Genomic DNA, 20811 nt, shown 5'->3' with positions numbered 1-20811 from the left:
ATCCACAATCATTAAATTGAATGTACACAACCCTAGATATGACTTTTTAGGGTTGCGAATTACAACCTTCCAAGCCTGTGTATGGTGCAAATACACAAGCTGGGAGGTTTTTTATTATGCTTAGAAAGAGGGAGCGAAGAGTACCAAGCGGGTAGCGTTTTAGCTTAGGAAGTGAATCACATTTTATCAAAGTTAATTTACTTGTTGAGATAACCACACAATAATATAATTGTGTGAAAAAAGGATGTGAGTAAGATGCCTGTAAATTCATTTGAAAATTATCCGATGAGCTGGGAGCCTACCATAGATAGAACACTGAAACCGCTATATCTAACGTTAGCTAATCAACTTGAAGAAGACATTATAACTGGTTCTTTACTTCCAGGAACAAAATTACCGCCGCAAAGAGAACTAGCGGATTTTTTGGATATCAATGTGAGCACTGTATCGAAGGCTATCAAAGTATGTGAATTGAAAGGTTTATTAAGTGCAACAGTAGGCAGTGGCACGTTCGTTTCCTTTGATGCATTATCCAATTCTTATTTGCTAAGCACCGACAAGCAAAATAATGTCATTGAAATGGGGGCAACCCTTCCTGAGTCTAATTCTTATGAGCCGCTGATGTTGCAACTTAAAAACATGGTGAATGAATCGGATTTTGCAAAATGGTTCAGTTATAGTAGATCGGATGACGTGCTGTGGCAGAAGGACGCAGCATTAAGATTTATGAGTAGGGGCGGTTATCATGCGGATGCCGAAAGCATCTTGTTTGCTAATGGTGGGCAAAACGCTATAACAGCAGTTCTAGCCAGCCTTTGCAAACATGGTGATAAAATTGGTACGAATCCACATACTTACCCTGGTATAAAAACGACAGCCGCTATGTTAGGCATTCAATTAGTACCAATCAAAAACAAAGACGGGGAAATGAGTGAAGAAGCTCTTACTTATGCTTGTAAAAATGAGAATTTAAAAGGTATATATCTTATACCGGATTACCATAATCCAACTACCGACAGAATGTCGCTTGCTCGCAGGAAGGCTATCGCACAAGTAGCAAAAGAACATAATATTTTCATTATTGAGGATGCTACTTATCATCTATTGTGCAAGGAGTCTGTACAGGCAATTGCCACATTTGCCCCAGAACAAACAATTTATATAGCCAGCTTGTCAAAAACCGTTGCGCCGGGACTTAGAATTGCTTATGTTTCTGCTCCTGAACAATATAGAAAGTCGCTTTCCAACGCACTTTACAACTTGAATATTTCCGTTTCGCCATTGTTAGCAGAACTTGCTGCCCGACTCATTGTTTCCAATAATCTCGATGCGATAATTGAAAGCAACCGAAAAAGCACAATGTATCGAAACCAATTAGTAAGTAAATTCTTATCAGACTATGTTTGTCATGGAGGTGGAACAGGTATTTTTCGCTGGTTACAGCTGCCAAACAATATGACCGGAGCAGATTTTGAAGCTCTTGCCTTAGAACATGGTATCCAGGTATATGCTGCCGAGCGATTTACGGTTGGGAACAGCATTCCTGAAAAAGCAGTTCGTCTATCCATTTGTGCTCCAAAAACGGTTGAAGAATTAGAGAAAGGCTTAATGATATTACAACAACTTTTAAGATCACTTCAATAAATTGTTCGCCACACAATTATTTTATTGTGTGGTTTTTTGATGGGTGATAAGATAATACCAATCGATTTTTAGGAGAATAGACGATGCAAAAGCAATTTCTGGATAACGAAAAAATTTTAATCGGAGGTCATGCCGTAATTTGTATCGAAGGTACACTAAAATTATAGTGGACAATTAATTGAGACCATTAAACTAGTAACATGGGTGTACTATTTTTCATTATCAATTATCAAATTACTTTTAGGAGGATTTCTTTATGGATTTTTTTATAGTTGATGTATTCGCAGAACAAAAATACGAAGGCAATCAATTGGCTGTCTTTATTCCTGATAAACCTTTATCAACAGAAGAAATGCAAAAGATCGCAAGAGAGATGAATTTTAGCGAAACAACATTTATTTTATCCGATAGGCACAGCAATGGAGGGTACGATGTTCGGATATTTACTCCTGATATAGAAATCCCTTTTGCTGGTCATCCAACATTAGGAACAGCTTTTGTTATTCAAAAGCAATTAGAAAATAACGAAAGTAATCAAGTAATCTTAAACCTTCAAGTTGGACAAATACCGGTAAATTTCGAAGGTGAACAACTTATAATGAAGCAAAATCAACCCTCTTTTGGAAGGATTATCTCCGAGGTTGATAAAGTCGCTGACATTTTACAGATTTCGAAAGAGGATATTGATTCGCGCTTCCCCATTCAAATTGTTTCAACTGGGCTACCAGCTGTAATCGTTCCTCTTCGTTCGTTGGATGCTGTAAACCGTTGTAAAATTAACCATACTCATTTTCAAAATTTCATAAATGACGTGATAAAGGCTAATCTTCTTGTTTTTGCACATGAAGCCATTCATAAAGAAAATGATTTGAATGTAAGGGTATTTATGAATGATACGGGGTTTTTAGAAGACCCTGCTACTGGTAGTGCTAATGGGAATTTGGCGGGCTACATAATTTCACATAATTTATTTGAAAGCAATAATATTAATTATCGAGTTGAGCAGGGGTTTCAAATGGGGCGCCCATCCATATTAACTGTTCAAGCTAAACAGCTTTTAGATTCCATCCAAATCAAAGTAGGCGGTAAAGTTTTCTTAATTGCTAAAGGAGAATGGTATTGAAACTGGTCCCGTGCCATCCTTAGGTTTTTTGACTCTATCTGACATACATTTATTAAGAACACCGTCACGATCCAAGAATACTGCTTTATTCATGCATCCTCCTAATAATGCTGGCATCACCTTATATTAGTTTAAACCATCTGCTTCTTTTATTGGTGGTGGGAATTTTTAATAGCAGAAACTAGGCGCTCCTAACGGTTTTGTTCGTTAAGGGTGCTTTTTTTTCTATAAATGAGTTTGGATTTGCATTTGGAGCTAAACTTCTCTATAATATAGGAACAAATGTTCTTATTTAGAGGTGAAGTCATGGAAGCAAAGCATCTATCCCTCAAGCCCGTTGAGACTACATACATAAAGAAAACAGATACAAGACCGCGGCCCGAGAAAGACGAACAAGCTATGGAAGCGCTCATACGCACGCTCGCGGTTGCTATTTTTACGGAGAGGGAAACGATCATTACAGTATGGAGCGAGTATGAAGAACAGTCGTTTCGCGGCATTATAACCGAGCTCGACAAAGTACATAGAACGATCCGTATCGAGAATAACGAGGAGTACTCCTGGATTCCGTTGGAGGATGTGCTTGATATGGTGATTATTACGGATGATCTGGCACCGGCATTTCCCGATACGAATCGGGTTGCTGGCATGCGGAAGGAGTCGCTTTTTCCCTTATGAACGGAGTTCCGGTCATGCTTTGGAGCGTTGCAGAAAACAATACAAAATTTTTAGTTTTTGACTTCAAATTTCGAGCACCTTTTTAGAAAAGATCCTTTATAATCCAACGTAACAGATATAAATACTATTGAAATCCATCAGGAATAGGGAGATGCGGATGACCCATATCAATCATATTAATCTAGCCAATACGACGGGAAACGTGTATTGCTGCCTGCGCAATAAAATTGTGAGATTGAATGAATCTCAGATTACGGATTATTGCAGCGGCTGCAAGATGAATAGAGGAGCGGAGTCTGGGAAGAGCGTTCAATGCTACTGGAATGACGTACGGGATGTGACCGATCCTTATATTGTGGTTGACCCTCAATTGGAGTTTATTAGTATGCAAAATAGAAAGCTAATGATAGAGCTTCCTTGGGGTCATGCCGGAAATGCGCTAGCATAATGAATGATGCAGCATAGAAGAGGGCAGTCTTTCTGATAAGGAAAGACTGCTTTTTTTGTTTTTTAATTAATTTTTTTTATCAGGCCGAGGGCGGATAACCTGTGTATAACCTTGTCCACATTATTCACCCCATAAACATACAAAAAATTACACTTATTAACAGCGTACGCACAGGTTATGCACAAAAAGCTGTGGATAACAGAACGCTTGTTCTATTTTTCTGGACATGTTACTATAATTTTACTTTAAGCGAAGTTAGGTGATCTAAATGAGATTGATGAGCAATGAGATTTTAATCGATTCGTACTTCAAGGCTTTGAACCTCAAGTTGGAGCAGGAATTTGTCGAATTGTTGTTAGAAGAGATCAGACGTCGTCAGCTTAATTTGGAATACTATTATAGCGAAGCCAAGGTCAATTGACCTTGGCTCTTTTTTTGATAAATTCCGAAGCCGGCAAAGCATCTATTGGCGAAATCTGCCGATTCTTTTCAACTCTTGAAAGGCATCCTGGTTCAACAACACATCCCCTGCGGCGCAAGTATCATTCAACTGGTCTAGGGTTCTGCAGCCGGATATCGGGAACACGGGAAAAGGGTGGGCAAGGAGATACCCTAGAGCCACTTGGCTCATAGACAGGTGCAGCCGTTCCGCTAGGGTCTCGACCGCTTTAAGCTTACGGAGATTGTCCTCGTTACACAGCTTCCATACTTTTCGGTTATCCGGGGTTGGCTCCTGCAGCTGATCCACCGTATAGCGGCCGCTGAAAAAGCCGTTCGCCTGCGCGTTATAAGGAATAACGGGCAGGCCTGTGCGCTCATAATAGGCAAGCTCTTTCTCATCCATCGAGACCATGGTGGGATCGTTGCCCTGCGGGTAGGACGCCAGGCTCCATTTGATTTGGCTGGCTGCGAAGCTCTGCAAGCCTTTGGCTTCGGCATACTGACGAGCGGCCTCAATGCGCTCCGACCTCCAGTTAGAGCAGCCGAAATACCGGATTTTCCCTTGGCTGACATACTCATTCAGCATGTCTATTATTTCTTCGACCGGCCGGCTCGGATCATCCCGGTGAAGCCAGTACAGATCGATATAATCGGTCTGCAAATTCAGCAGGCTTTGCTCCAGATCATGACGGATATCCTCCTCGGTCAAACGAGGGATATGCATAGTGTCCAGGTCAGGATGAGCGCCTTTGGTCGCCAGAATCACCTGACAGCGGCTGCCGCGCAGCTTCATCCATTGACCTATCGCCTTCTCGCTCCGGCTTCTTTCCCCGGGAACCCAGTCGCTGTATACCTTAGCCGTATCCAGAAAGCTGCCGCCATGGGAAAGGAAGCGGTCCATCAGGGCAAAGGATTCCTCAAGCGTAATCGATTCTCCAAAGCCGGACGTTCCCAAGCAAATGACGGAAGGAAACAATGCCGTTCCGGGTATCTGTCTAGTCTTCATAGGGATTGAGCCTCCAAATGGGAATGGTTATGTATAGGAAGATAATATCTACCCAAATTATAAGGAAACCGCTTCCGTAATGTAAGAGGTTACATGAACGTGGATTAGTATACGGAAGGTAAGGGGGGATCCCTGGGCTCGACAAAGTTACTGCTCCAGCCAGCCGAAACGGTTCCAGCAGAAAAAAAGACGCTTCTATATGTTGAAGTATCAACAAAGAAGCGTCTTGCATGCTTAATGATGCCGCGGGTTACATTTTCATGCTGCTGCTGTGGCCGGGGGACAATTTGGCTTTCGGATCAATGTATACCTTCGCATTGTTAATAGCCGTCGGGGCTTCGCCAAAGCCTACGGCAATGAGCTTGAGCTTCCCGGGGTAGGTCGTAATGTCGCCGGCTGCGAAAATCCCCGGAATACTTGTTTCCATTCGGGAATCAACGACGATAGAGCCGTTATCGATGTCGAAGCCCCAGTCGGCAATCGGTCCGAGAGAGGAAATAAAGCCGAAGCTCACGATCACCGCATCCACATCCACGTCGAATGTTTCCCCAGATTTGCAATCCTTAAGCGTAGCCTTCGTGATAGAATCTTCGCCGTGAAGAGCTGAAATTTCTTTGGGCGTGAGCACCTCAACCCTGGAGTTCATCAAATTCTCCACGCTGTGCTCATGGGCGCGGAATCTGTCCCGGCGGTGAATCAAGGTTACTTTCTCTGCGATCGGCTCCAGCATGAGCGCCCAGTCGACGGCGGAATCGCCGCCTCCGCTGATGAGCACCTTCCGGCCGGCGAACCTGCTGAGGTCGTTGACGAAGTAGTGGAGGTTCTTCTTCTCATACCTCCCGGCTTCAGGCAGCTCTAGACGCCTTGGCTCGAAGGCGCCGACGCCTCCGGTAATAATGACGGTTTTGGAATGATGAACGCCTTTGTCGGTGGTTACTTCAAACAAGCGCTCGTCCTTCTTCTCTACCTTCAGCACTTTTTCCTCCAATAAAATATCGACGGGAAAATGCTTCATTTGCTGCTCCAGATTATGGACCAGCTCCATGGCGGTCACTTTAGGAAATCCGGCCACGTCGTAGATATGCTTTTCCGGGTACAGAGCGGCCAGCTGGCCGCCCAATTGAGGCATGCTTTCAATAATTTTGACCGATGCCTGGCGCATGCCGCCGTAGAATGCGGCAAACATACCGGCCGGACCGCCGCCAACGATGAGAATATCGACAACTTCATTTGGCATTGCTCGTTAACACCTCCGGGACTTGATCACCAAGGATGGAATGATAGATGAAAAAGACAACCGTTCCATCCATATCGGAAAAATACGGGTTGGCAAAAACGTAAGTTTGAGCATGTAAAACAAGCGGGTCAAAGGGGCAAACTCCTTGCACTGTCTCGATTTATTCCGGCGGGAGGAAGCAAAATAATACTTGCTATTTAGTCATATAAATTATATTATGTCATGAGAACTGATTATAAGCTGACTGCAAATAAAGAACAAAAATGTTTTTTATTTTTAAAGATTTCATTAAAATCGATGGGCTTGAATCCGATTTTTAAATAACTTTGTGTAATTTTTCACAAACGTTTTTGTACTATCATACAATATAGAAAATAACGTGATGGAAGGGATTAAACCATGAGTCGAATACCAAGAATAGTCATTTTGGGAGCGGGATACGGCGGCATTGTAACGGCTATTCGTTTACAGAAGGAATTGAACTACAACGAAGCGGATGTTACGCTGGTGAACAAACATGACTACCATTACATTACGACCCACCTGCATATGCCGGCGGCAGGAACGGATAACCCGGAAAACGCGCGGGTCAATATACTTAAGCTGATTGATGAGTTCAAAATCGATTTCGTCAAATCGACCGTCGTACAAATCCGACCGCATGATAAGAAGGTTATTTTGGAAGAAGGAACGCTGTCTTATGATTACCTGGTTATCGGTCTGGGCGGAGAGCCGGAGACATTCGGTATCCCGGGATTGAAAGAATATGCGCTTAGCATTCGCAGCATTAACAGCGTTCGTTTTATCCGTGAACATATCGAATACCAGTTTGCGAAGTTCAAGCGGGAGCCTTCCCGTACGGACTACTTGACCTTTGTAGTCGGCGGCGCAGGGTTTACCGGCATCGAATTCGTAGGCGAGCTCGCAGACCGTCTTCCGAAGCTCTGCAAGGAGTTCGACGTGGACCCGGCTCTGGTCAAAATTTATAACATTGAGGCAGCGCCTACCGCGCTTCCGGGGTTTGATCCCGAGCTGGTAGAATATGCGATGAATGTGCTTGAGAACAAGGGAGTAACCTTCAAAATTGCCACAGCCATCAAAGAATGTACGCCAGAGGGAGTTCTGCTTGCTACCGGCGAAGAGATCAAATCGGCGACCGTAGTATGGACAGGAGGCGTTCGCGGCAATCACATGCTTGAGGAAGCCGGCTTTGAGACAATGCGGGGACGCATTAAGGTCGATGACTATCTCCGTGCTCCGGGCTACGACCATATCTATGTTTTAGGCGACTGTTCGATTGTGATGAATCCGGAAGGACGTCCTTATCCTCCTACGGCGCAAATTTCCATGCAGCAAGCGGACGTGTGCGCGCATAATCTGGTGGCTTCCATCCGGGGCGAGCAGCTCAAAAACTTTGTCTACCAAAGCAAAGGAACGGTTGCATCCCTGGGACGCGGCGAGGCTATCGGTATCGTAGGCTCGCGCAAAATTAAAGGCGGTACGGCAGCAGTAATGAAAAAGATCGTTGATTTGCGCTACCTGTATATTATTGGCGGCATTCCATTAGTATTGAAGAAAGGTCGATTCTAACTCATGAGACATTGCAGCGTACAAGTACGCGGTTTGCTGACTCGGGAAGAGCTGGACCGTTACAATGCTCTCATGGAAGTCGGTCATTTTCTTGAAACCCAGAACCGTTACGATCTGGTCTATACCGTGCAAAAAGAAATCGATACGTTAATTCTTCCCGCTATCGAGCGTCTGAAGGAGAAATCCCGCCAGCGCGACCGGGATACGGAGGCTTACTTGGCAAGCAAGGCTGACGCAAGCCGGGATGCCCGATTCGAAGACGATGACGAAGATGAATAAATAGTTGTGCTGAATACCCTATGTTTCCGCTGATTTTGATGGCGGCATAGGGTATTTTTATTGTGTTTACATAAACGGTAGAGGTGAGAGGCTTCCTTCGAGGGGCCAGAAGAACAGGTGAAAACAGGATTGACACCAATGGCATACTAGTGTACTATTTCGTTAGTACACTTTTGTGGATGATTTTACCTTTTTTAAAGGAGGCTGCTCTTTGAAGGTTTGGTGGGTTTTGTTCAAAAAGGAATTGGCCTTCGGGGCAAAATGGTCCGGTCCATTATGGATTTATTTGCTGATCGTGCTGGTCCTTGGAGGGGCGTCCATTTTTTTGTCTTATCGGTTTCAGTCGGGCGCAATGAGCAGCTTATGGCTGATGATCATCTATCTTCATTTTTTTGCCCCGTCCTTATATATGCTCATGAGCTTGAAGAAGGAATGGGAGCTTAGACCTTTGTGGCTGCAGCTGCCCGTTCCGGGATGGAAGCTGCTTAGCGCCAAATATGCCGCAAGTGTACTGGAGTTCGCCATGGGGCTCTTGGTATCGGCCGGGATGTTCTGCTTTACCTATCGTTTGGAGGCTGGAGGGGAAAGCATTAGCGTCAGTCAGCCGTATCTGGCTGAAGAGTTCCATCGAATAACAGGGTTCTTGCAGGGGGCGCATCTTGCTGACCTACTGGAATTTCTCTCCAACTCCGTTGGCCTGGCCATCCTGCTGGTGTTGATCTATTTGACTGCGGCCTCCTTAACCAGCCAGTTCGGTCCATGGAGATGGCCAATAGCGATCGGTCTGATTGGAGCTGTAATCGGTATAGAGGGGTTATTCGAGCAAACCTCCGTATTCCGGTTCATATTTCAGACAGGGCAAATTACGGTAGAATATGACGCTTCCCTGGGGAGCTATATCTGGATGTGGATCCATTTTGGAATCGGCTTGTTCGTGTCCGTCTGGCTGCTGGACCGTAAAGTGGAGGTGTAGCGGTGGTCGAATCATTTTCCAATACGCAGCCGATTTATTTGCAGCTGGTACACCGTATATGCAGGCAAATTGTTCGCCGGGAGGTATTACCGGGGGAGAAGATGCCTTCTGTTCGCGATCTCGCGGTGAAGTACGGCGTGAATCCGAATACGATGCAAAGAGTGAATATGGAGCTGGAGCGAATGGGTATAGTAGAGAGCCGGAGAGGCCAAGGAATGTATGTTACGGAGGATAGCTCGAGAATCGACTTGATTCGGGAGCAGCTGATGGAGGAGCTCATCACCCGGTTTGCGGAAGAGATGCAGGAGCTGGGCTGTACCGGGCAGGAAATCGTATCCTGCGTCAAGAGCTTTTTGAAGACTTCTGATAAGGAGGAAACTTCCGAATCGGCAGTTCAAACGACAAAGGCGGATAAGGAGGAGTAACGGGATGGAGCTGCGGCAAGACCCCATTGTGGTGTTCGAGCAAGTACGGAAGCATTTTTATGGAAGGCCGGCGATCCAGGATATCAGCTTTACGATTCCGAGAGGACAAATTGTCGGGATCATGGGGACCAATGGCAGCGGTAAATCAACAATTCTCCGGCTGATGACCGGATTGCAGAGGCCCAGTTCAGGGCGTGTGCTTTTAAACGGGTCGGAGGCTAAGAGATTAAGCGCTCGGCAAGTCGCCTTCCTGCCGGATCGCGATGTGTTCTATCCTATGCATACCGTGGAGAAGTCGCTGCGCTTTTATAACGAGCTTTTCCCGGATTTTCGGCTTGCCAGGGCATTCTCCATGATTGAGACATTCGAATTGGAGCTCGGCAAGAAGCTGGTTCATTTGTCCAAGGGCAGCCTTGCCCGTCTGAAAATGGTGCTGGCCCTCTCGCGCCAAGTTCCGCTTGTAGTGATGGATGAACCGCTGTCGGGGCTTGACCCTCTGGTCCGGGAATCCATTATTCGAAGTGTCATTGCTTCTATCGACATGGGGGAGCAGACGATAGTGATGACGACACATGAGGTGGAGGAAGTGGAGCCGCTGCTTGACAAGGCGATGCTCATTAAGGAGGGACGCTTGCTTGGATATGAGGATGTGGAGCACATTCGTCAGAACTATGGCGTCGGCCTTGTAGAATGGATGAGACATTCCGCATTTCAGGGGCTGGAGTCCAGCACCATGTAAGAATACTAGAGACATAATCGACGGGAGTAGAGAGAGATGGGGAGAAAAGGTTGGGCGTGGACGATCCTAGGCGTGTTGTTCGCCGCATTCATTGTCATTATGATCATCAAAGCCGATTCCGCGTTTCCGGATACGGGATCGTCAGGGAAAAACAAATGGAATGAGGAGACTGTGCAGGGAAAGGGCAAGGAAAAGATTGTCCAGCTGACTGTCGATGGGGTCATTGCGGAGAAAAGCAGCGGGTTCTCGGGAGGTCTTAGCGCAGGCAGCTTCATCTCGCAGCTCGAGCAAATTCGCAAGGACGATAACGTGAAGGCGGTAGTCATCCGGGTTAACAGTCCGGGAGGCGAGGTCGTGGCTTCCGATGAGATTCATTCGAAGCTGGTCGAGCTTAAGAAGACCGGAAAGCCTATCATCATCAGCATGGGCTCCATGGCGGCTTCAGGAGGATATTATATCTCGGCGCCGGCTGATTATATATTTGCCAATCCGGCTACGCTGACGGGCAGCCTGGGCGTTATTTTCTCCATACCGAATTATGAGAAGGCGGCGAACTGGCTCGGATATAAGGAAAATACCGTCAAGAGCGGCGAATTTAAGGATATTGGGTCCCCTCTTCGCGAGATGACGCCGAAGGAAAAGGAAATATTCGAGAAGCTGGTCGATGAAAGCTATCAACGGTTCGTAACCGTCATCGAGCAGGGACGCAAGCTCCCGCGTGAGAAGGTGCTGGAGATCGCGGACGGGCGGGTTTACTCCGGACAGCAGGCTAAAGCGCTCGGGTTGATCGATGATTTCGGCACGCTGGAGGATGCCGTCGCCTATGCGGTCGACCGAACGGGTCTGACGGATCCCAAGATCGTACGCTATGTGAAAGAGCCATCCTTGTCGGAGCTGTTCGGAGGAGCCATGTTCAAGACTTCCTCTCCGGCAGCTCAAGTATTGAAGGAGATCCTGCCGGAAATCTCGGTTGGACCGAGGATGATGTACTTATTGGAAATGTGATGCTAGAAGGCTGTTGATCAAGTGAAGGGGGAAAAGGGATGGAATCGCCGACCAATTCGGATTGGACTTGGAACGAAGGGAATAACGCAGCTGCACGGCCTTTGGAAGGGAGGCAATATGCAGGCTTTTGGATTCGCTTTGCAGCTGTTATCATCGACGGGATTGCACTGCAAATTGTATTCAGCATCCTGAACGTCATGTTAGGCTACAGCGCGATGGAGCCCCCGCGTGCCGTATCCGCACTGGAATCTTTATTATCCTGCATCTATTATGTGACCATGACAGTCGCTTGGGGTCAGACGCTGGGGAAAATGGCGGTAGGTATCGAGGTGGTCCGCGAGGACGGCCGGCCGAACGGCGTCGGCTGGATCATCCTAAGAGAGGTGATCGGCAAGTTCGTCTCCGGACTGATCCTGTGCATCGGGTTCATGATGGCAGGCTGGGACCGGGAGAAGCGTGCGCTGCACGATAGGATGGCAGGCACACGGGTCGTAAAGGCGGCCAAACGGTGAGATACACCATCGCTTGAGCCTCCGCAGAGTATAGAAAAACGGGCACCAGGAGCTAGCCTCCTGTGCCCGTTTTTCTCGTAACAATCATTATTCGGGGCTCCCTGCTGCGAAACTGAATGGGGTGCGAAGTGCGCGGTCGCTCCTCCTTGAAGGCCTCGAGAGAGGTCTTCTTACAGCTTCAGCATAGCTTCCATTTTGGAACGGTCCAGCAAATTGCCGACATAGAAGTCGCCGAATTCGCCGAAGCGGGCGCTGGTTTCGTCAAAGCGCATTTCATGCACGATTTTCTTGAATTGCAGCGCGTCGTCGGCGAACAGGGTAACGCCCCATTCCCAATCGTCTAAGCCGATGGAGCCGGAGATGATTTGCTTGATTTTGCCAGCGTAATTGCGTCCGATCATTCCGTGGGCACGCATGAAGTTGCGGCGCTCCTCGGCGGACAGCATGTACCAGTTATCGTTGCCTTCACGGCGTTTGTCCATCGGATAGAAGCACACATGCTTTGCCTTAGGCAGGATAGGCTTCAGACGGGCCAATATTTCCGGATCCTGCATCGGGTCTACGCCCGGCTTAGCCATGTAGCCGCCCAGCTCAACGATAGATACATAGGAATAGGTCGGTACCGTAACTTGAGCAAACAAGGATTTATTGAACTGCGTTTCCAGCTCGTTCAGCTCCTCCAGCGTTTCACGAAGGTGCATGAACATGAAATCGGCCTTTTGTCCGACGATGCTATAGAAGGCGGTGCTGCCGAGCTTCTGGTCTTCCGTGCTTTGATATTGTGCCAGCAGGCTGTACAATTCGTCCTCCGCACGGTTTCTCTCCTGGTTCGTCAAGCTTTTCCAGGCCGTCCAGTCAATGGCACGGAAATCGTGAAGCACGTACCAGCCTTCCAATGTGTTTACCAAATCGCTCATGGGGTTACACTCCTTTATATGGAAAATATTCGTTTACAACTTGTTTCATTGTATCGAAATCAAACCCAAAGGGCAAATGAATGCGGCCTTTTTGAGCAGATTGCGCGGGAAAAAAACGTTTCTCTCGTTCAAGAAGCGTTCACTTTACCGGACGAGCAAATTTATATAAAATAAACATAACTATATCTAATGTTTTCGATTAAAAGGAGTTGAACGGCTTGCTGCAGTTGATCATCGTAACGGTACTGTTGTTCGTGTTGTTTTTCGGACTCGGTTTCATATTGAACATGCTGATGAAGACAACCTGGTTCCCTATTTACGGATATATCGCTCTCGTAATCGGACTTGTCATTTATTGGGGCTGGGAGACAGGGTCGCTTGCATCCAATCTGTCCGAATATTCCTTTGCAGATTACATTCCGGCCATCGGAGGCCTGATCGGGGCTATCATGAGCGGGTCGACCATCAAGTCGCTGCGTCAAAAAGGCTTCAAAATGTTCTAGCCCATTTCATCTTGGAAAGGAAGTGCTGCTGATGAACGGTCAGCTTCGCAAAGACGTGACTCCAGGCATCAAGGTTCATATCGTTCAGAAGCAGGATCAGCGTACGGGTAAGCTCACACCAGGCATCGTGAAGGATATTTTGACGAATTCGCCAAGCCATCCTCACGGAATTAAGGTTCGCCTCACGGACGGGACCGTAGGCAGGGTGAAGGAAATTATAGCGGAGTAGGTTCAAGCGAAACATGGTGGCGGAGGCATTCCGTTTACCATGTTTTTTTCTTGGGCGCCCCTCTACCAGCTGTCGATTTCTGTGGTAAAATGGAGATTAATACGTTAGACCAAAGATGGGATTGAGTACATGCGGATTACGAATTTGCTGCATTTTTCGGAATATCATCGTTATTATGTGATGCGCGATTTTTCATTAAGCAGTCTGGATCTGAAAATGCTGTCGACGATTTACCAGCCGATGATCGGCGCTTTTGCTATCAGTCTGTACCATACGCTGTTTCTGCAGCTGCCTGCGGATAAGGTCGGGTGCTCCTTGATGGAGCAGCAGCGCAAGCTGTTCCTCGCTTTGGAGCTGGAAGGCGGGGAAAGGGGACGCAAGTTTTTCATCGAGCAGACCTCAAGGCTGGAGGCGATTGGACTGCTCAGAACGAACCGGAGGTTTGCGGAGTCATCGGACGATTATGTCTACGAATACACGCTGTATCCTCCGCTTTCGCCGAACGAGTTTTTCAAGAACCAGCATCTGACGCTGCTGCTGCGTGACAAGGTCGGCAAATATATGGTCTTCTCCTTAAGAGATGAGCTGGTGCTGCCCGAGCTCGATGAGCTTGCGCAGGCCAACTCGGAAAATTTGTCGGTTCCATTCTATGAGCTGTTCCGCTTGAATACCCAAGTCGTCGATTACGAGCTTGAGCAGGCATTATTCGAATCGGCCGCATCCAAGCCTGCGGAGAGGCCGGAGGTCGTGATCAAGGGCTTCCAATACTCGGATATTATTATGCATTTTCCAAGAGAGTCGGTTAACCGCGCTTATGTGGAACGGCTTAAGTACGAGCCTGAGCAAATGGCCAAAATTAATTTTGTCGCCAAGAAATACGGCTTGTATTTGACCGATATGTGCCGCTTGCTCGATGAGGAGGGCGTCTTTGAACCGGACGGTGAGATTGCGCTGGAGGTGCTCCAGCACAAGGCGAATGCCGTGTTCCGTCAGGACAAGAAGCGCAGCGAGGAACGGACGCGCTATATGGCGCGAGTTGAGCAGGGCAGGTCTACGGGGGCATCGGAGACGGCGGGAGCGGTTATCGAGTCTCAAGACAAGGCAGTGGAAATGGAGTATTATCTGGAGGTACCCGATATTTTCCAAGGGGAATGCAACCAGCATCAATATAACTACATTTTGCGCAATGAGCCTTATACGTTTCTTCTGGAAAAGATTTTTTCGAAGGGCACGGTACCGGACGGGCTGCTGGACACGCTGTCCAAAGTCGATTTGAACTATCGCCTGAGCGAAGAAGTCATCAATGTCCTTATTCATTATTTGTACGTGAACAAACGTTCCTGGTCCAAGGCTTCCATAGAATTCAGCGTCACGGATATGCTGGCCAAGCAGGTCAGTACATACGAACAGGCCGTACAGTACATTCGGGAGCAGACGAAGTATAAGGATGCCAAGGCCTCGCGCGGGGGAAGCCGTACTCCGGCTGCCGCAGGGAGTCAGCGCGGCGGTACGCGAGGCAAGCAGAAGCCGCAGCTTCCGGTTGTGGGAGACAAGCCGGTCGCTTCCAGAGAACGTACGGCTGAGGAGCGGGAAGCGATGCGCCGCAGAGCGCAGATGCTCGACGGCAAGCTATAAGACGGGGAAGGAGAGCTGCATGCTATGGAATCACTCGGTGAAGTGCTGAAGTCTTTGCCTAATCAGAAATACCGGCAGCAGGCGGAGCAGAGGATGAAGCAGATTATGGCCGATCCGCTGGTGCTCAAGCTGAGAGCCAAATATCCGATGCTTGACGATTATACGATGAAGATCAATATGAACCGGCTGTATCAATACGTGACCGAGCATACGACATGCTCCAACTGCCCCGGATTGGATAAATGTCCGAACGATTTTCAAGGGCATTATACGATGCTATCGGTAGAGGAGTCCGATAAAGGTCCGCGGCTGTATGACTACAAGGTGTCGTGCAAAAAGTTCGTCGCCCAGCAGACGCAGGAAGCGGTCCGCAGCCGGATCCGCAGCTTCTATGTGGATGAGCGGGCGCTGTCCCAGGGATATTCCTCTACCGAAATTTTCGATAAAGATCCGAACCGCGAGGAAGCGGTAGACCGGATCATCAGCTATATTCTGCAAACGAAGCAGGAGGGGCTTCAGAAGCAGGGCCTATATCTCGCAGGCAGCTTCGGCACCGGCAAAACGTTTCTTATGTGCTACATGCTTCATGAGCTGGCTAAGAGCGGGTATACGGGAGCTATCGTCTACATGCCTGATTTTGCCGAGGATTTAAAGGCCATGTTCCAGGATCCGATGAAGCTGAAGGAAACGATTGATGTGCTGAAGGAAACCGATCTGCTCGTGTTTGACGATATCGGCGCGGAGAATTTGAATCCGTGGCTGCGCGATCATGTGATGGGCTCCATTCTGAATTACCGGATGAACCGGAAGCCTACGTTCTTTACCTCTAACCATGATTTGGAGGCACTGGAGCAGCATTTCAGCTTCACGAGCAAGGATGGGGATGAGGAGTTCAAGGGAAGAAGAATCATGGATCGTATCCGTCCTTTTGTCGATGTCGTGCTGGTTAACGGATACAACAAGCGTGGCAGTTAATATCGAAATACGGGCAGGTCATGCCGGCGTAAGCTGCCGATTGGTTGTTCGGAGAAAATGAAGTCATGGATCAGATCTGTCGATCCTGCGCTAATATAAAAAAAGAAGCAGTTGCCCTAGAGCAGCTGCTTCTTTTTTTATAGTATAGAATTTTTATACCTGAATCAGCTTCGAGGCCAAGGCCCCACTTTGTGGGGTTATTTTATATTTGTCTAAAACGGATTTGGGTTAGGCGGCGATTTGTAGGCATAACCGTTTATCGGTTGTCAAGGACGATTTCCGCGGTGAGTTGGATATGAGCTTTAAAGATCTCGACGGCAAGATCGCTGTCGCGGTTAAGAACGGCATCTGTTAACGCCTTATGTTCGGCGCGGCCATCACGAACGGACTGCTGCGGGACCGAACAATGCCGATAAAATTCGCTTAATTCCCAGAGGCGTCTGCAAATATCCAGAAGAACCGGATTTGGACATGCCGCGATGAGTTCGTAATGAAATTGACGGTGGAGATCAGACCATTCTTCGCTAACGGCAAGCTTTTGATTCACTTCCTTGTACTCTGGCGTTTGCGACAATTTGTGGTGAACGGCGATTACACCGGATTCCCATGTGAGATCGCCATGGGCGATAGACAGGCGTAATGCTGCGGATTCATTGATCAACCGCGCCTCTATGATGCTTTTCAGTTCTTCTTCTGACACCGTTTTCACTGAAAATCCGTGATTCGGGTTTTGCAGGACGAGGCCTTGGGTCGCCAACCGGGTTAGTGCTTCTCGAACGACTGCAACCGAGACAGCGAAGCCCTTGGCTAATTCTGAAACGGTTAATGGAGAGCCCGGTTCATATTGTCCGGTCAGAATATCGGACTGCAGCTTCTTCGTGACATTTTCGCTTAAAGTGGACGAACCGTTTCTTTTGGCCATTAAGCCGACACCATCCTTCATGCACATCGAGATTATACACGTTTAAATAATTTACACCGAAATCTATAAAAAAACAAGAGTGAAATTCGATAATTAAATAATTAATCGATTTGTATTTACAGAATCGATTCTTATGAATATAATCGAATTGTATTCAAAAAAAGGAGGTAATTTACAGTGAGTAACAACCCATTTGCCAAATTTCCGGAAGTCGCCGTTTTTCAGGTGACGAGCAACGACATTGCGGAGGGCCTTCCTTTATCGCCTCAGCAATATTCGGCGATGTCAGGAGTGGAGGGCGGACAAGATCTTTCGCCCCATTTGAAATGGTCGGGTGCGCCCGAAGGGACGAAGAGTTTTGCCGTCACCGCGTATGACCCGGACGCACCGACCGGATCGGGCCTCTGGCACTGGGCCGTCATCAACATCCCTGCCAGCGTCACCGAACTGCCAACCGGCGCAGGCGACGAGCAAGGCAGCGGCTTACCGCAAGGCGCCTTGCAGCTGCCGAACGATTTGCGGCTCGAACGGTTTATCGGTGCGGCGCCTCCAGCGGGACACGGTCCCCATCGGTATTATTTTGTCGTTCATGCGCTGGATGTTGAGAATGTCGGCGTCGACTCTAACTCCACGCCGGCTCTCTTAGGATTCACCATGCAGAGCCATACGTTGGGAAGAGCCGTTCTCGTGGCAACAGGGGAAGTCAAGTAACCCAAGATATTGGGGTCATAGGAGATGATGACATGAATAAAAATTGGTTGTGGTATGCGTGCTTGTGTTGATGCCTACATACAGCAACGGGGCGGGAATCCCCAATGCTCCAAGCGAAACAACGTCAAGTACGGAGGAAGCAGTGAAACTGAACGATCCGATTCATCAAAGTGTGTGCCCCATGTGCCAGCAGCCAATTAAAATTTTGAAGCATACGATCATTTGCGGCTGTGGGAGCAAAATCAAAAACAAAATCAATTTCAAATTACCCTGAATAACCCGTCGGAACTTTGGAAGTATTTCTTTGCCATTGCGGCAAAGAAATGCTTCCAGTTTCACAGCGTGATAAATTTGTCAATCAAAGGAAAAACAGAAGCGCTGCTTCAGCAGGGCTGTTTTGTCCTATAGAAAAGAGGCATTCCAATGCAAACCAATCATAGTATTCAAAAGAATGCAGGAGAGTTATTACTTGGTATTCTTGTCTTTACGCTCATTATCTCCGTCATGAATGCAACCATGTTTAATGTTGCACTTCCGATTATCAATAATCAGTTTCAGCTCTCGCCGTCACAAGGGAGCTGGATCATTACGGGCTATATGATTGTATATGCAATTGGCTCGGTAACTTACGGAAAATTGACAGACAGATACAGCTTGAAGAATTTGCTGACATTTGGTCTGCTATTTTTTGCTATGGGGTCTGTTGTAGGTCTCGTCGCTACTCAATATTGGATGGTCATTGTGGGACGAATTGTGCAGGCAGCGGGTGCAGCGGTCATTCCAGCGGTTACAATGATCGTGCCAGTCCGTTACTTTTCACCTGAAAGGCGCGGTCGTGCACTGGGTACCGTCGCAATCGGATACGCACTAGGTTTGGCACTCGGTCCAATCATTGCCGGGGTGGTGAGCAGTACGTGGAACTGGCGGGTTTTATTTGTGATTTCGCTTTTATCGCTGTTTACGCTGCCGATGTATCGGAAATATTTAGAGGATGAAAAGGGAGTCGCCAGCAAAATGGATTTTATTGGCGGATCACTTTTGGCGGGCACAGTAGCCCTTCTACTACTGGCATTAACTCAAGAAAATATTTGGGTTGCTGCAGCGGGTGCTATTTCTTTTATTCTTTTCTTATTACGTATACGCTTAGCCACAGCGCCGTTTATAGACCCGGCTATTTTTCGAAATAAACCGTTTTCATTCGGTCTGATTATTACTTTCGTCATGATTGGGATTAGCTTTGCTATTCCATTCGTCACACCTCAGCTGCTTTCTTCTGTAAACCATTTGTCACCGGTTTTCATTGGAATGGTTATGTTACCGTCAGCCATAATGGCAGCGATTTTGGGTCGGCGAGGCGGCAAGTTAGCTGATGAAAAGGGAAATCCGTTTCTTGTGTATACAGCAGCAGCACTTCTTATTATCGGTTTCGTTTGTTTGTCTTCCGTCGTAGGCATGTCGCCAGTCTTTATTGCGATCTTTCTCATTTTCGGTGTCCTTGGTCAATCGTTCATGCAAATTGCGATGTCGAACACCGTTTCACGAGCGCTGCCCAAAGAGCATATAGGAGTAGGAATGGGATTGTTCTCCATGATCACTTTTATTTCTTCGGCTGCATCTGCCGCTGCCATCGGCAAGGTACTGGATTTCGGCACTTCGACCGTTCACTTCAATCCGATACCTCAAAACAGCACTACATTCGTATATAGCGACATTTTTCTGGTACTGGCTATTCTGGTCGTTATGATGGTTGCATTGTATTATGTACAATTTGGGCGAGCAGCTAAAATGGCTAAGGACAGAGTAATGGACAGCAAATCCGTTACTTAGTGACATTGGTGATATAAGGTTCGTCATTGATTTGCATTCGCCAGCCGTTCTTGCAAAATAAAAAAGCCTGCCCCGCTTGTGTCAGCTGGACAGACCTTTGATAACCTATTAGCGAGTCATAACCTGAACAACGGTTGCGACTACAGCAATCAGCAGAAGAACACCGAAGAATACGCCGAAGCCGATTGCAACGTCCAAAAAGTCGTTGGTTGGTTCTTCCATCACATGAAGTTCAGGATGCTTTGGATCGCTCATTATTGATTTCCTCCTTAAGAATTTCCGTAGGAAAGTCTTGTGCATAGTCCTAATTACGAATAGTATACCCAAATACGAAGATAATTGTAAAGCAGGGGAAAGTGACAATTATGCGACGTTTTTCAAAATGAGTACAGGGTAAAGCCGCTCATGGATGGCAACAGATGGACGAGTCGGGCGGCGGTTGAAAATAGGGGGTATTGTGGTATACTTTACTTGTTGACAACATTTTATTTTATCCGGTGGAAGGAGAAGACATACGATGGCTATCGTTAATGTTACGGACCAATCCTTCAAGAATGAAGTTGAAGGATCCGGTACGGTTCTTGTTGATTTCTGGGCGCCTTGGTGCGGACCTTGCAAAATGATCGCTCCTGTATTGGAAGAGCTTGATCAAGAATTGGGGGACAGCGTGAAAATCGCTAAAGTGAACGTGGATGACAATCCTGAGTCCGCATCCCGTTTTGGAGTTATGAGCATCCCTACATTGATCGTGTTCAAAGACGGACAACCGGTTGATAAAGTGGTAGGCTTCCAATCGAAGGACGCTTTGAAAAACGTTGTAACCCGCAATCAATAATGTTTTCTAACGAAAACTGTTAATGAGAAAAAGCTCTTTTTCTGCTATGCTGGAAAAGAGCTTTTTTTGTTGCATAAGACAATGCCAAGCAGGCTTCCACCGCATCCTTGGAGGATTGCTTATGCCTAAGAAGGAAGCAACGTCATGTTCATGGGAT

24 protein-coding genes are annotated in these 20811 nt (G+C 47.2%); 19 read left to right on the top strand and 5 right to left on the bottom strand.

The features are described 5' to 3' along the window. The first annotated feature begins 255 nt into the window (after positions 1–255). From ABEA66_RS19760 to sda, 5 genes are all read left to right on the top strand, one after another. Positions 256–1644: an aminotransferase-like domain-containing protein gene (locus ABEA66_RS19760; RefSeq protein ID WP_345590070.1), complete on the top strand. Its 1389-nt coding sequence runs from the start codon at positions 256–258 to the stop codon at positions 1642–1644. Between the two features lie 256 nt (positions 1645–1900). Continuing rightward, complete coding sequence (locus ABEA66_RS19755; protein ID WP_079909685.1) at positions 1901–2767, top strand: PhzF family phenazine biosynthesis protein; 867 nt, start codon at positions 1901–1903, stop codon at positions 2765–2767. Between the two features lie 306 nt (positions 2768–3073). Next, entirely contained in the window at positions 3074–3445 is a 372-nt protein-coding gene (locus ABEA66_RS19750) for a YolD-like family protein (protein WP_179135938.1), read from the top strand. Between the two features lie 157 nt (positions 3446–3602). Then, complete coding sequence (locus ABEA66_RS19745; protein ID WP_079909687.1) at positions 3603–3893, top strand: hypothetical protein; 291 nt, start codon at positions 3603–3605, stop codon at positions 3891–3893. Positions 3894–4161: 268 nt separating this feature from the next. After that, complete coding sequence (sda, locus tag ABEA66_RS19740; protein ID WP_079909688.1) at positions 4162–4314, top strand: sporulation histidine kinase inhibitor Sda; 153 nt, start codon at positions 4162–4164, stop codon at positions 4312–4314. Positions 4315–4356: 42 nt separating this feature from the next. Here the strand turns inward: sda and ABEA66_RS19735 are convergent, their stop codons facing one another. Both ABEA66_RS19735 and ABEA66_RS19730 read right to left on the bottom strand, forming a co-directional pair. Further along, the gene (locus ABEA66_RS19735) at positions 4357–5340 is read right to left on the bottom strand and encodes an aldo/keto reductase (protein WP_345590062.1); all 984 of its coding nucleotides are present in this window, start codon (positions 5338–5340) and stop codon (positions 4357–4359) included. Positions 5341–5590: 250 nt separating this feature from the next. After that, on the bottom strand, positions 5591–6577 hold the full coding sequence (locus tag ABEA66_RS19730) for an NAD(P)/FAD-dependent oxidoreductase (RefSeq protein WP_345590060.1): 987 nt from the start codon (positions 6575–6577) through the stop codon (positions 5591–5593). A gap of 399 nt (positions 6578–6976) precedes the next feature. On the opposite strand from ABEA66_RS19730, the gene ABEA66_RS19725 reads away from it, so the two are divergent. From ABEA66_RS19725 to ABEA66_RS19695, 7 genes are all read left to right on the top strand, one after another. Further along, positions 6977–8167: an NAD(P)/FAD-dependent oxidoreductase gene (locus ABEA66_RS19725; protein WP_079909691.1), complete on the top strand. Its 1191-nt coding sequence runs from the start codon at positions 6977–6979 to the stop codon at positions 8165–8167. A gap of 3 nt (positions 8168–8170) precedes the next feature. After that, a complete protein-coding gene (locus ABEA66_RS19720; protein ID WP_079909692.1) occupies positions 8171–8446 on the top strand; it encodes a hypothetical protein in 276 nt (91 codons plus the stop codon). A gap of 211 nt (positions 8447–8657) precedes the next feature. Continuing rightward, positions 8658–9419, top strand: coding sequence for a hypothetical protein (locus ABEA66_RS19715; RefSeq protein ID WP_345590057.1), 762 nt, complete (start codon positions 8658–8660; stop codon positions 9417–9419). A 2-nt stretch (positions 9420–9421) separates the two neighbouring features. Continuing rightward, positions 9422–9844 (top strand): GntR family transcriptional regulator, encoded by a 423-nt coding sequence (locus tag ABEA66_RS19710; RefSeq protein WP_345590055.1) that lies wholly within the window; start codon positions 9422–9424, stop codon positions 9842–9844. A gap of 4 nt (positions 9845–9848) precedes the next feature. After that, positions 9849–10583 (top strand): ATP-binding cassette domain-containing protein, encoded by a 735-nt coding sequence (locus tag ABEA66_RS19705; protein WP_345590053.1) that lies wholly within the window; start codon positions 9849–9851, stop codon positions 10581–10583. Between the two features lie 36 nt (positions 10584–10619). Then, positions 10620–11588 (top strand): signal peptide peptidase SppA, encoded by a 969-nt coding sequence (gene sppA, locus ABEA66_RS19700; RefSeq protein ID WP_345590051.1) that lies wholly within the window; start codon positions 10620–10622, stop codon positions 11586–11588. A gap of 38 nt (positions 11589–11626) precedes the next feature. Next, complete coding sequence (locus ABEA66_RS19695) at positions 11627–12100, top strand: RDD family protein (protein WP_345590049.1); 474 nt, start codon at positions 11627–11629, stop codon at positions 12098–12100. A 170-nt stretch (positions 12101–12270) separates the two neighbouring features. On the opposite strand, the gene hemQ is transcribed toward ABEA66_RS19695, so the two are convergent. Next, positions 12271–13017 (bottom strand): hydrogen peroxide-dependent heme synthase, encoded by a 747-nt coding sequence (hemQ, locus tag ABEA66_RS19690; protein WP_079909698.1) that lies wholly within the window; start codon positions 13015–13017, stop codon positions 12271–12273. Between the two features lie 218 nt (positions 13018–13235). Here hemQ and ABEA66_RS19685 point away from each other — a divergent pair, with 218 nt between their 5' ends. The 4 genes from ABEA66_RS19685 to dnaI all read left to right on the top strand — a co-directional run bounded on the left by ABEA66_RS19685 (position 13236) and on the right by dnaI (position 16359). Then, positions 13236–13520, top strand: coding sequence for a YuiB family protein (locus ABEA66_RS19685; protein ID WP_079909699.1), 285 nt, complete (start codon positions 13236–13238; stop codon positions 13518–13520). A 31-nt stretch (positions 13521–13551) separates the two neighbouring features. After that, positions 13552–13749, top strand: a complete 198-nt coding sequence (locus ABEA66_RS19680; RefSeq protein WP_192703721.1) for a YwbE family protein — start codon at positions 13552–13554, stop codon at positions 13747–13749. 129 nt (positions 13750–13878) lie between these two features. Continuing rightward, positions 13879–15384: a replication initiation and membrane attachment family protein gene (locus ABEA66_RS19675; RefSeq protein WP_345590044.1), complete on the top strand. Its 1506-nt coding sequence runs from the start codon at positions 13879–13881 to the stop codon at positions 15382–15384. A gap of 24 nt (positions 15385–15408) precedes the next feature. After that, positions 15409–16359 carry a primosomal protein DnaI gene (gene dnaI / locus ABEA66_RS19670; protein WP_192703723.1) on the top strand — a complete coding sequence of 317 codons (951 nt, stop codon included), beginning with the start codon at positions 15409–15411 and terminating at the stop codon, positions 16357–16359. Between the two features lie 256 nt (positions 16360–16615). Here the strand turns inward: dnaI and ABEA66_RS19665 are convergent, their stop codons facing one another. Next, complete coding sequence (locus ABEA66_RS19665; protein WP_079909703.1) at positions 16616–17281, bottom strand: GntR family transcriptional regulator; 666 nt, start codon at positions 17279–17281, stop codon at positions 16616–16618. Between the two features lie 177 nt (positions 17282–17458). Between ABEA66_RS19665 and ABEA66_RS19660 the strand changes: the two genes are divergently transcribed. After that, a complete protein-coding gene (locus ABEA66_RS19660; RefSeq protein WP_345590039.1) occupies positions 17459–17992 on the top strand; it encodes a YbhB/YbcL family Raf kinase inhibitor-like protein in 534 nt (177 codons plus the stop codon). A 423-nt stretch (positions 17993–18415) separates the two neighbouring features. After that, a complete protein-coding gene (locus ABEA66_RS19655; protein ID WP_345590037.1) occupies positions 18416–19819 on the top strand; it encodes an MFS transporter in 1404 nt (467 codons plus the stop codon). A gap of 108 nt (positions 19820–19927) precedes the next feature. Here ABEA66_RS19655 and ABEA66_RS19650 read toward each other — a convergent pair whose 3' ends face one another. Next, the gene (locus ABEA66_RS19650) at positions 19928–20074 is read right to left on the bottom strand and encodes a YqzM family protein (RefSeq protein ID WP_144027805.1); all 147 of its coding nucleotides are present in this window, start codon (positions 20072–20074) and stop codon (positions 19928–19930) included. 262 nt (positions 20075–20336) lie between these two features. Between ABEA66_RS19650 and trxA the strand changes: the two genes are divergently transcribed. Further along, on the top strand, positions 20337–20654 hold the full coding sequence (gene trxA / locus ABEA66_RS19645; protein WP_079909707.1) for a thioredoxin: 318 nt from the start codon (positions 20337–20339) through the stop codon (positions 20652–20654). Positions 20655–20811: the final 157 nt, after the last annotated feature.

Origin of the sequence: Paenibacillus vulneris (genome assembly GCF_039543185.1) — a bacterium.
GTDB classification, from domain to species: domain Bacteria; phylum Bacillota; class Bacilli; order Paenibacillales; family NBRC-103111; genus Paenibacillus_S; species Paenibacillus_S vulneris.
The sequence above is the reverse complement of the archived record's forward strand: the minus strand, read 5'-3'. Positions and strand labels throughout refer to the sequence as shown.